General features: G+C 46.3%; 12 protein-coding genes and 1 tRNA gene. 4 read left to right on the plus strand and 9 right to left on the minus strand.

Going from position 1 to position 10,394, the window contains the following annotated elements:
• The 3 genes from ACWVCM_RS05750 to ACWVCM_RS05760 form a co-directional block, all read right to left on the minus strand.
• Nucleotides 1-558: rhodanese-like domain-containing protein (locus tag ACWVCM_RS05750; RefSeq protein ID WP_455200766.1), on the minus strand; the 558-nt coding region annotated here is incomplete at its 3' end.
• Between the two features lie 339 nt (nt 559-897).
• A complete protein-coding gene (locus tag ACWVCM_RS05755) occupies nt 898-1,728 on the minus strand; it encodes a rhodanese-like domain-containing protein (RefSeq protein WP_455200767.1) in 831 nt (276 codons plus the stop codon).
• A 574-nt stretch (nt 1,729-2,302) separates the two neighbouring features.
• Nucleotides 2,303-2,378: transfer RNA gene (locus tag ACWVCM_RS05760), tRNA-Phe, on the minus strand.
• A 212-nt stretch (nt 2,379-2,590) separates the two neighbouring features.
• Between ACWVCM_RS05760 and amrS the strand changes: the two genes are divergently transcribed.
• Complete coding sequence (amrS, locus tag ACWVCM_RS05765) at nt 2,591-3,679, plus strand: AmmeMemoRadiSam system radical SAM enzyme (RefSeq protein ID WP_455200768.1); 1,089 nt, start codon at nt 2,591-2,593, stop codon at nt 3,677-3,679.
• 7 nt (nt 3,680-3,686) lie between these two features.
• Here amrS and ACWVCM_RS05770 read toward each other — a convergent pair whose 3' ends face one another.
• Genes ACWVCM_RS05770 through ACWVCM_RS05785 form a run of 4 tightly spaced genes read right to left on the minus strand, consistent with a single transcriptional unit; the run spans nt 3,687 to nt 7,777 of the window.
• Nucleotides 3,687-4,154 (minus strand): hypothetical protein, encoded by a 468-nt coding sequence (locus ACWVCM_RS05770; protein WP_455200769.1) that lies wholly within the window; start codon nt 4,152-4,154, stop codon nt 3,687-3,689.
• A gap of 30 nt (nt 4,155-4,184) precedes the next feature.
• Nucleotides 4,185-4,463 carry an oxidative damage protection protein gene (locus tag ACWVCM_RS05775; RefSeq protein WP_455200770.1) on the minus strand — a complete coding sequence of 93 codons (279 nt, stop codon included), beginning with the start codon at nt 4,461-4,463 and terminating at the stop codon, nt 4,185-4,187.
• A 35-nt stretch (nt 4,464-4,498) separates the two neighbouring features.
• A complete protein-coding gene (gene mutY / locus ACWVCM_RS05780; protein ID WP_455200771.1) occupies nt 4,499-5,563 on the minus strand; it encodes an A/G-specific adenine glycosylase in 1,065 nt (354 codons plus the stop codon).
• Between the two features lie 3 nt (nt 5,564-5,566).
• The gene (locus ACWVCM_RS05785) at nt 5,567-7,777 is read right to left on the minus strand and encodes an AsmA family protein (protein ID WP_455200772.1); all 2,211 of its coding nucleotides are present in this window, start codon (nt 7,775-7,777) and stop codon (nt 5,567-5,569) included.
• Between the two features lie 149 nt (nt 7,778-7,926).
• Between ACWVCM_RS05785 and ACWVCM_RS05790 the strand changes: the two genes are divergently transcribed.
• Complete coding sequence (locus ACWVCM_RS05790; RefSeq protein ID WP_455200773.1) at nt 7,927-8,307, plus strand: hypothetical protein; 381 nt, start codon at nt 7,927-7,929, stop codon at nt 8,305-8,307.
• A gap of 113 nt (nt 8,308-8,420) precedes the next feature.
• Here ACWVCM_RS05790 and rdgB read toward each other — a convergent pair whose 3' ends face one another.
• Nucleotides 8,421-9,050, minus strand: a complete 630-nt coding sequence (gene rdgB, locus ACWVCM_RS05795) for an RdgB/HAM1 family non-canonical purine NTP pyrophosphatase (RefSeq protein ID WP_455200774.1) — start codon at nt 9,048-9,050, stop codon at nt 8,421-8,423.
• Nucleotides 9,051-9,061: 11 nt separating this feature from the next.
• Entirely contained in the window at nt 9,062-9,781 is a 720-nt protein-coding gene (rph, locus tag ACWVCM_RS05800) for a ribonuclease PH (protein WP_455200775.1), read from the minus strand.
• 242 nt (nt 9,782-10,023) lie between these two features.
• On the opposite strand from rph, the gene rpmB reads away from it, so the two are divergent.
• Nucleotides 10,024-10,260, plus strand: coding sequence for a 50S ribosomal protein L28 (rpmB, locus tag ACWVCM_RS05805; RefSeq protein ID WP_455200776.1), 237 nt, complete (start codon nt 10,024-10,026; stop codon nt 10,258-10,260).
• A 47-nt stretch (nt 10,261-10,307) separates the two neighbouring features.
• The coding region (rpmG, locus tag ACWVCM_RS05810; protein ID WP_455200777.1) for a 50S ribosomal protein L33 at nt 10,308-10,394 on the plus strand (87 nt) is incomplete at its 3' end.

Consider the following 10,394-nt stretch of genomic DNA (forward strand, 5'->3'; position numbering starts at 1 on the left):
ATCTGACGTATTGGCGATTCGGTCGCCAAATTTATCCGGTGTAATAAGGTGCTTTTTAAAATCATCCTTGCTTATAAGTTTTTTTGGATTTTCCAGCGTCTTACCCAACAGCAGTGCATCCTTGGGGAAAGATTTTGCAAAGTCCATTATGCCGGCATCGTAGGCCAAAACATCTTGTATTTTTTCGATGCCACACTTTCGAGCTGCCTTGTAAGACTTCATACAGGTCTTCCCGTTACAGTAAACGATAATGGGTCGATCGTCAGATAGCCTCAGCTTGCGCATGTCAGAGACAAAGGTTTTGGATGCCAACGGTATATTAATCGCCTCTTTTACGCGTAAAGTATCAAATTCCAGTGAAGAGCGCACATCAACGACTAGTACTTCTTTGCGTTTAAGCTTTTGATAAAAATCCTGCAGTGCGATGTAAGGTACTTCAGGGTACAAATCACGACCCGGAAATTCTGTTTTGGTTTCTTTTGCAAATACTTGTTGGGTAAATAACAACACTACAATACTCAACAGCACGCTGATCAGTTGTATTGGACGCTGTTTCATACGGTCCTCACTTTCTATTGTAAAAATTACCATTGGATTTTGATTTCACCGTAGTTCGAACCGAAGCGGTTGCGGGCTGGTGGCTCCTGTTAATCCTTGCTAGTGCAAACAATGGGGTTGCAACACAATCAATGAAATCGGCCTGGCAAACAAAATCTTTAACCGGAAGAGGGATAATATTTGCTGCATAAAACAATAAGATAGATAAACAGAAAGAAAGTTCTGGCAGGACCAATAAGGGAATTTTATACCTGGAGGACTTTTAAAAATAGCTGGGAGGTATTTTGGATCCGCCCTCATTCGCGTTTTGGCGAATGAGGCCCGAATATGTCTAACCTGTTAATTTTTGGTAAATTCGTCCTTGAGCTCGTCATAGTAGGCAGCGACACCGCCATCCATAAAATAATAGGATTTAAGCCCTTTGTCTTTAAGATAATACTGCAACCAGCGCACCTGCTTACCGGCCGCATCATGTACCAGCAGTGTTTTACCTTCCCGCTTGGCTTTTTCAATGTAGCGATCCAGCTTCTTTTTATCATCCAGGTAAGCCCTGCGCTCTCGACCAACAAAGATGGAAAGCGCTTCTCGCTGAAAACGATCACGTACATCCAGCACAATAGCGGAACTGTTGGCAACCTGATCGCCATAGGCATCGGGACTTAATAAATGCTTTTTGAATTCTTTTTTACTGATGAGCTTTTTTGGATCTACCGGGCTCTTACCCAGCAATTCAGCGTGCTCGGGATAAGTTCGCGCCCAATCCATAACCCCCGAATCATAGGAATGTACATTATCTATTTTATTAACCGCGCACTTTCTTGCGGCTTTATAAGACTTCATGCATGTTTTGCCGTTACAATACACCACAATCGGCCGAGGATCGGACAATCGCAACTGACGCATGCGCGATACAAAAGTCTTGGATGATAAGGGGATATTAATTGCGCCTTTGACACGCAAGGTTTCATATTCATAGGACGATCGCACATCGACAACAATGACTTCATCCAGTCGACGGTATAGATCATCCAGTTCTATTACCGAAACTTCAGGGTAGAGCGGTCTACCGGGAAATTCTAATTTAACTTCTTCAGCTGCGAGTATCTCCTGAGCGCACAACAGCAAAACTGCCATCAAGGCCCAATGCCAGCCATTCATTGCTCGTAACATCGAAAATCCTCCATTAGACATCTGTAAACCCGGACCTGCGGGTCACATTGCTAGGAAGAACAGGTGGTTATTATAGGTATGCTGTGGGACTATGTTTTACGTTAAGTCTCACTTATCGGATGCTCAATCCATGCAGCACAGCTCACATTCCATTGAATTTACGTCGTTTTTTTGGTTATCCAACCCAATAAAAGTGTTAGAGCAACCACACTGCTCGAACCGATTAACGTCTCATTAGTTCCCACGTTAGAACTTTTTGCAAAATTACTCAAGCACTAATTTAGTAATTTTTTATGCCCCGATTAACTTTTCAAAAATGGATGACACACAACATCATTGGGGATGCGAAGGGATTGGGAACTGGATTGCAACATGCCGTAATTGTTTGAATGACCCAGAATATCAACAATTAGCTATTTTCGATATAAAGATTTACTGTTTTAATATTTGGTCATCGAGCGACATAATTATTAGCAGGCGTTAATAGACACTCTGCTACGTATTATAGTACCTCCTGGATACCGGCATGCATTACCTATTGGGGAGCGGTATTAGAATTGTGATGAAAATTGGATGGTGCCCAGGGACAGAATCGAACTGCCGACACGGGGATTTTCAGTCCCCTGCTCTACCGACTGAGCTACCTGGGCATTTAGGAAATATTCGACGAACAAAAGAACGCGTATTAAAGCGGTTGAGCGGTAAAGAGTCAAGCCTCTCGCCAGGAAATTTCGGAGAATACCCCTGCTAACTGCTTGTTTAAACATTGATTCAGGTAAAGGTATAATAACCGTCTAAATCCGATCGAAAACACTAGCACCACTATCGATTGGCAATTTTCGATCAAGAGGCTGTCCATTTCATGTCGCAATACGAATCTGGCAATTCCGAGCAATATCCCGCGTATCAACTGGTTAAAACCCGGCTGCAGAAACAGCTGGATAACGGCGCAACCCAGTGTGACTTATGCCTATGGCGCTGCAAGATCGTCCATGGTCAACGCGGTTTCTGTCAGGCGCATGTAAACCGCAATGGTACCTTGTACAACCTGTCCTACGGGATCATCAGCGCCATCGATATTGGCCCCATTGACGATAAACCGGTGCGGCATTATCGGCCGGGTTCGCAAGTAATGTCGGTGGGAAGCTATGGATGTAATTTTCGCTGTAAGGGTTGCCACAACCTGGATATTTCCTGGGGTGTCACCGCCCTGGATGACCTGGCACGTGGCGAAAGTACTTCTGCCTATGTTACACCAAGGCAACTTGTCGATACGGCAAAGCGATTTGGCGTAGAAGGAATTGCCTTTACTTATTCGGAACCGGCGGTGTGGTTAGAGTATGTGCTGGATGTCTCCAAAATTGCCAAACAGGAAGGGCTTTATACGGTCTATGTTTCCAACAGTTTTGTCACGCAGGAAGCCTTAATTGAAATGGCACCTTATGTTGATGTGCTGTGCTCGGATATTAAAAGCCTGTCTAATGATTTTTATAAAGACCTGTGCCCCGTCGCCAATGTGGACCAGGTTCTATCCTGTATCGAACAGGCTAAGCAGTTGGGTATACATGTCGAGGTACGCACCAACGTAATCCCCACGAAAAATGATAGTCCTGAAGAACTCGAGCGTATTGCCCTCTGGATACGCGATCATTTGGGTAAAGATAGTCCCTGGCATATCACCAAGTTTTTCCCGGCTTACAAGTTATCTGATATTCCGGCAACGCCCAATGAATTGTTATGGCAGGCCCATGAAAGCGCCAAAAAGGCTGGACTGGAAAACGTCTATGTTTACGCAGACAAAGGATGCGATTGCGCAACAGAGAACCTACCGTTAGAACATTACCTGCAGGGAGATCCCGACACGCTCTTTAATACAAAAAAGTGCGCCGCGAGTTGTTGTGGTTCAGAAGGGGTTGTGCTCAAGAAATACGAAAAAACCAGCTCCAAATAACCCAGCATCAGTGCAAAGTATGCAGCGATGCTGTATCACGTTGATCGACTTGCACTTTGAGCATCAGGGATTGCTGGCGATCCTGACATTCTTTACTTAGTTCCACCAGGTTTTGCAAAACGTTGCGTTTGAATTCGTCATGCCAGTGACTAAGTGACACCCCCTCCTTTTCCTGCCACTCCTCAAGCACACGACTTAGTTGCTGGCTGGGCAAGGAAGCCAGCGAATCACACAGGCTCTTGGGCATTTCCACTAAGGAGTTACAGGTTTCTGCATCATGATGTAAAACACAAAACTGCTGCAGATAGGTTTCACTATAAGGCTGCTCATTGATTAAAAAATACAGCGCCGCGAGGTTAGCGGGATCCAGACCAAAGCAACGAAAATAGGGCAGGGATAGTTGATCTACGGGAGACTGCGCGAGCAATTGACTATCCGCACGATCAGCAACGACAAACTCATATACAACTTTCAAAATACAACTCCCTCAATACTTTAATACAACTTAAGTTTCCTTACCTGGTGGTACAAATGCTTCCGGCATATCCGCACTGCCTTCAAATAGAAATTTTTGCATTTGTTCTTCTAAAAATGCGCGATGCTTGGGATCAATCACTGACAACCGATTTTCGTTAATCAGAATGGTTTGGTGGCTCATCCATTGCTGCCACGCTTCTTTCGAAATGGACTCGTAAATACGCTGCCCCAATTCACCTGGGTAGGGTGGACGATCCATACCTTCCGCTTCTTTCCCCAATTTGGCACACTGCACCATGCGAGTCATCAATTCACCTTGTTACGATTTTGTTGTGCTTCCTTTTACGGAATCTGTTTTTCCAGTTCTGCAATTAAGCGCTTTATTGGTGCTGCCATTCCACCTTGCATAGCACCACTTCCTTTATACCAAACCCAGTGCTCCTGATCCATTACCCTGTTGGGTTTATTATGGGTCGTTGTTGCCAAAACCGGTGTAATATCCAGGTGAAAATGACTGAAGGTATGACGTGTTTCAGGCCATACCGCCTGTTGCGAAGCCGCAATTCCGAACTGAGACTTACACCAGTGGCTAACAGATTGATCTGGCGGGATTTCCGGAAAAGCCAGTAAACCACCCCAGATTCCGCTGGGTGGTCGGCGCTGTAACAAAATTTCCTGTCGAGCATTGCGTAGCAGAATCATTCGTGTCTTGCGTACCGGCATCGTTTTTTTGGGCTTGCGGTGGGGAAACTCTTCCTGACACTGACTGCCATAGGCCTGACACCCTTCACTGACCGGACATAACATACAGCGGGGTTTTGTGCGCGTACATATTCCGCTGCCAATATCCATCATCGCCTGATTGAACCTGGCAACATCTTTTGCAGGGGTTGTTAGCTCGGCTTTGTCCCACAGCGCATTGGCTGTTTTCGTGGTGCCAGGCCAGCCTTCAATTAAAAAGTAGCGCGCTAATACCCGCTTTACGTTTCCATCCAGAATGGCATGACGCTGATTGCATGCTAATGACAAAATGGCACCTGCTGTTGAACGACCTATACCTGATAACGCCTGTACCTGGTCAATGGTTTCTGGAAATTGCCCCTGGTACACATCACGAATGGTTTGTGCCGCTTTATGCAGGTTGCGAGCACGGGCATAGTAACCCAGACCGGACCAATAATGCATAACTTCATCAACATCCGCGTTGGCCAGGCTGAGTATATCGGGGAATCGTTCCATGAATCGTTCGTAGTAAGGAATAACGGTGGCAACCTGGGTCTGTTGCAACATAATTTCTGATATCCAAACTCGATAAGGCGTCCGTTGCTGCTGCCAGGGTAAATGTTTCCGACCATACTGTTCATACCAGGCGATTACGCGCTGACTAAAATCGATTGGCGTGGTCATGATTCAGAATAGTTTTTTAAACTGATCAAGCTTTTGTTTCAAATCATCATCCTTGAGTTTCTCTTTTAATTTATCCGCCTCTTTTTTGAGTTCTTCCAGGTCACCTTCTTTGATTTTCTGCTTAAGTTCCTGCTGCTTATCTTTCAGTTGTTTTTTGTATTTGTCCGTAAACGCCTTTCGGAAAGCCCTTTCATCAAAATCATAATCCAGTTTTGTGTAAGTTCCCTTGATACGCACGGGGATAGGCAACCCTTTTAATTCGCTAAGATCAGCCCCGCCTTGCCCCTTGCTGGTGCCCACAATGTAACCTGTCAGCAAATAATCGATGTTTTGCTTCACGAGATCCACTTTGCCATTACCTTTCAGACGAAAGACAGGTGACTTTCCATCAAGGTTAGTGTTATCGACAACACCATTGATAATTTTGGCTTTACCCGTTAGCTCGGTAAAATCTGTTTGTCGTGGCACATCGGAAGGCGTATAGGATTGCCCTTTTATAAGCGCTTTGCCTTGCCGTCCATATTCCGCAAGGTTAAAGCCTTTTATCGCGCCGTTGTTAAACTGGAAATCCAGCGCCCCCTGTAAAGCTTCCATTAGTTGCCCTGTCGTTTTACCCTGTGACTGAATGTCAGCGTTCAGTTTTACGGCACCGGATAACAGATCATTGTCAATAAGCGCCTTCAGCAATGGTCCTACCTGCACGTTGCTCACCGTTTCTTTTACGGCTACTTTCAGTTGTTCACCCCGCGCATCCAGTTTGATATCACTGTTAAAACTACCACCCGACACTTTACCCGACACAGGTTTTAAATGAACCAGTCCATTTTTGGCATCGACGGCAACCAACAGATCGCTGGTCACGATTTTCGAAGCCGTCAATTGACCTGCTTTAAGCTGACCATTCATCTTTAACGCGCGCAAGGGCTCCAGCGGCAAAGGAATGTCCTCGTTACTCGGCGTTGACGTTGGCGCTTGATCGCTGGGCGCGGATTTTGTTGATGGTGTTTTACCGGCAGGCGGTAGATAACGATCAACATCTATAGCATCTACATCCAGCTGGAAGCGAACAACAGGATTCGCGAAGTCTTTCACGCCAAGCACACCACCCACGTTTGTATCATCTAACAATAGCTTCAGGGGCTTGATGTCCAGATGATTGCTATCGCCATTCAGACCAACGCTCACGCTGGCTTTTTGCAACACACTGGGATCTGCTGTTTGCGGCGCATCGATACCCAGGGTTTTAAAGATTTGCCGGGGATTCAATGAGGCTATAGCCATATTGCCATTAAATTTTGGGGTAGAAATGATTTGTTCGGCATTTAACTTACCATCGATCGTTATACCGAGCAGCTGAACAACAATAGCCGATAACGATAGCGTTTGATTTTGCAAATGAAGTTCAACGGGTGATTGAAAGTTGAAATCCGTTTTTCCGCCGGGTAATGCTTCGCCTTGCGCCTTGACACCGACTTGCAATAATTTCAGCTTAAAATGTTGCTGATCCAGATCCCATTGAACTGAATCACTGTTCACCGTGACATTTGCCAAAATGGCAGGCGCACTACTTTTTATGCTCGCTATTAACTCCACTGCCACTGGTGTACCCAGCGCAATTTCACTGACGGTTAAATCCAGGTCTTGCACCTCATAAAAAGCATTACCTTGCTGATCATCCCACTTTAATTGGGCGTCACGCAGTTCAATACCGCCTATATTAATGTCTTTAAGCGTTTCGGAGGGTTTTGATGTGCCTGGTTCTGTAGTTGTCTCAACAGATTGTTCTGGTTCAACCTCTGGTTGCGCTTGCCCTGACTTTGCCAGATCATCCCAGTTGGTTTTACCCTCGGCATTACGCGCCAAGTTTATCTGTAAGCCATGCACGATCACCTTATCGATTGCTGGTTGCATGCGTAACAGGGACAAGGTATCGATTCTGACTTCTGCGTTTTGTAAACGCGCAAAAGTTTTTTCTTTAAACCCTGACGCGTTACTTAATTCAACTCCACTGACTTTTACACCTAGCCAGGGGAAAAATGACTTTTCCAGATCACCCGCCAGGGTCAGCTCACGGCCCGTAGCTTCACTAATACCCCTGGCAATGGGCTCCCGATATTCATTAAGGTCCACGGTGACGAGTACTAGCGCAGCAACCACAAACAGTAGCACGGGAATCATTGCGATAATTCCCAAAATTTTTATTGCGCGTTTCATATTACCCTCAAAATTGATTCCGAGTTGTTACTTCTTTTTATTAAAGCAGCGTAATGCTTGATCTATGCTGGGTGAAAATGTCAGAATCTCGATAAAATCCAGAGCAGCGATCATCTATTACGATAATAAACCAGCGGTGACCAGAATCAATGCCAAGTTCACAGACTCAAGCGGTTAAGTTTCGTAGCAATGACGGTGAAAATCTCACCGAAGGAAACTTACACATTACGTTGTATGATCAAGGTGATCGCGTGACACGCGCGCTGAAATTCCTGGGGCTTAGCTGGTTAGCTGCAGGCATCTCGCTATTTATCCCAATCGCTCATTTTGCGCTAGTACCCGGTTTTGCCCTGTTGGGTATTTATCTGGCCTACAGTGCCGCACGAACAACCCAGGCAACCGATCATGCAGATGGCACCTGTCCGGTATGCTCGCTGTCCATCGACATCAAACTGGATGCTAAGGATACGCTCCCCAAATGGACATATTGTCCATCCTGCAATAAATCCATCCAGGTTATCCACACATGAGTTACAAACCGGTGTTAGCCGTGGTGGTACTGGTGATCTTTTTCGCGGCGATTAGCAGTGCGATAGGATTGTTTTTGTTTCAAATGGGTATATTTAGTTAAAGCACCCAATTTCTAACCAGGTGTTACCTCGGCCATTTCTGACTGAAACAGCGCCAGGAACTTTTTCAAGGCCTGGCCACGATGACTCCGTTGATTTTTGATATCTGACGCCAGCTCAGCCGCAGAACAGTTATGCGTTGGTACAAAAAATACCGGGTCATATCCAAAGCCATTATCCCCACGCGGTTGGAATAAGATCCTTCCCTCCCAGGTACCCTGGCAGATCAATGGCGTTGGATCTTTGGCATGCGCCATGTACACCATGACGCATTGAAAGCGCGCAGTTCGCTCCGCCTCGGGTACCTCTTTCAATGCAGCAAGCAACTTACGCAGGTTGTCCTCATCAGAAGCGCCTTTCCCTGCATAACGTGCTGAGTAAATACCCGGCTCGCCATTTAAAGCATCCACTTCAATCCCTGAATCATCAGCCAGCGCCGGTAAGCCGGAATGTTGGGCGGCATTTCGCGCCTTAATGATGGCATTTTCCACAAAGGTCAAGCCGGTTTCTTCCACGTCCGGCACATTGAATTCGGTTTGCGGCATGGCTTCGATGTGCAACCCCGACAGCAGTTGGTTGATTTCACGCAGCTTGCCCTTGTTACCACTGGCAAGCACAAAGCGTGATACATGCGGTTTAGTCATCGTCAAGCAGTCTAGTTATCCGCCAGGGCTTCACGTTGTTTCGCCGTCAAGGTTTCAATACCGTGCCGTGCGAGATCTAACATGGCATTCAGTTCATCCGGGCTAAAGGCATGGCCCTCCGCCGTACCCTGCACTTCGATAAAGGCGCCGCCATCATTCATGACCACGTTCATATCCGTTTCGGCATTGGAATCCTCAGCGTAATCAAGATCCAGTATGGGTGTTCCTTGATAGATGCCCACGGATACTGACGCAACCTGGCCGTAAATGGGATTCTTGGTGATGGCTTTTTTCTCAATGAGATGATTCACAGCATCCACCAGGGCCACGTAAGATCCGGTGATGGAGGCAGTACGGGTACCACCGTCAGCCTGGATCACATCACAATCCACGGTGATCATTTGTTCCCCCAGTGCTTCCAGGTCCACTACGGCACGCAGTGAGCGGGCTATAAGTCTTTGAATTTCCATTGTTCTACCGCCCTGTTTGCCTTTGGCGGCTTCTCGGCCCATCCGATCGCCCGTGGAACGCGGCAACATCCCATATTCGGCGGTCACCCAGCCTTTGCCTGCACCTTTGAGCCAACGGGGTATTCGATCCTCAACGCTGGCGGTGCAAATAACCTTGGTATCCCCGAATTCCACCAGTACCGATCCCTCGGCATGTTTTGTGTAACCTCGTGTCAGACGAATTTCGCGCAATTGATCAGGGGCTCGGCCGCTGGGTCGCATAGATTGACTCCTTATATGGTTGTTATCCACCGCAGCTGGCGATTATAAACGGATTCCCTCATAGCTGGCGACTTCACCCCCCTGATAAGTCGGGCACACTTAACTTGCTGTTTTATTTAAATATATTGAAATAAGATATTTTCACTCGATTAGCGCTATTGGACTCTGCCTTCGAAGTTTGGTATAAAGCGCAGTTCGCGCGTTTAGACGCACAATCAATTTTTAGAATTTGGAGACGAATCATGGCTAGAATGTGTCAGGTAACGGGTAAAAAACCGGCTACCGGCAATAATGTTTCTCACGCAAATAATAAGACCAGGCGTCGCTTCCTGCCCAACTTGCACAAACATCGTTTTTGGGTTGAAAGTGAAAATCGCTGGGTTAGCTTGCGTGTTTCCGCAAAAGGCATGCGCATTATTGATAAAGTAGGTATCGATCAGGTGTTATCGGATATTCGCACCCGTGGCGAAAAAGTGTAGAAAGATACACTGGTGATTTAAAGACAGGATATAAAGAGGAATCAGTTATGCGAGATAAAATCAGATTAGTATCTTCTGCGGGCACCGGTCATTTCTATACAACAACCAAGAATAAGCGCACCATGCCAGAAAAA

This window comes from Kaarinaea lacus (assembly GCF_975902315.1).

Coding starts and splice junctions, on each gene's coding strand:
- ACWVCM_RS05755 (WP_455200767.1), bottom strand. CDS start 1,728: ATGTTACGAGCAATGAATGGCTGGCATTGGGCCTTGATGGCAGTTTTG.
- amrS (WP_455200768.1), top strand. CDS start 2,591: ATGTCGCAATACGAATCTGGCAATTCCGAGCAATATCCCGCGTATCAA.
- ACWVCM_RS05775 (WP_455200770.1), bottom strand. CDS start 4,463: ATGACTCGCATGGTGCAGTGTGCCAAATTGGGGAAAGAAGCGGAAGGT.
- mutY (WP_455200771.1), bottom strand. CDS start 5,563: ATGACCACGCCAATCGATTTTAGTCAGCGCGTAATCGCCTGGTATGAA.
- ACWVCM_RS05785 (WP_455200772.1), bottom strand. CDS start 7,777: ATGAAACGCGCAATAAAAATTTTGGGAATTATCGCAATGATTCCCGTG.
- ACWVCM_RS05790 (WP_455200773.1), top strand. CDS start 7,927: ATGCCAAGTTCACAGACTCAAGCGGTTAAGTTTCGTAGCAATGACGGT.
- rdgB (WP_455200774.1), bottom strand. CDS start 9,050: ATGACTAAACCGCATGTATCACGCTTTGTGCTTGCCAGTGGTAACAAG.
- rph (WP_455200775.1), bottom strand. CDS start 9,781: ATGCGACCCAGCGGCCGAGCCCCTGATCAATTGCGCGAAATTCGTCTG.
- rpmB (WP_455200776.1), top strand. CDS start 10,024: ATGGCTAGAATGTGTCAGGTAACGGGTAAAAAACCGGCTACCGGCAAT.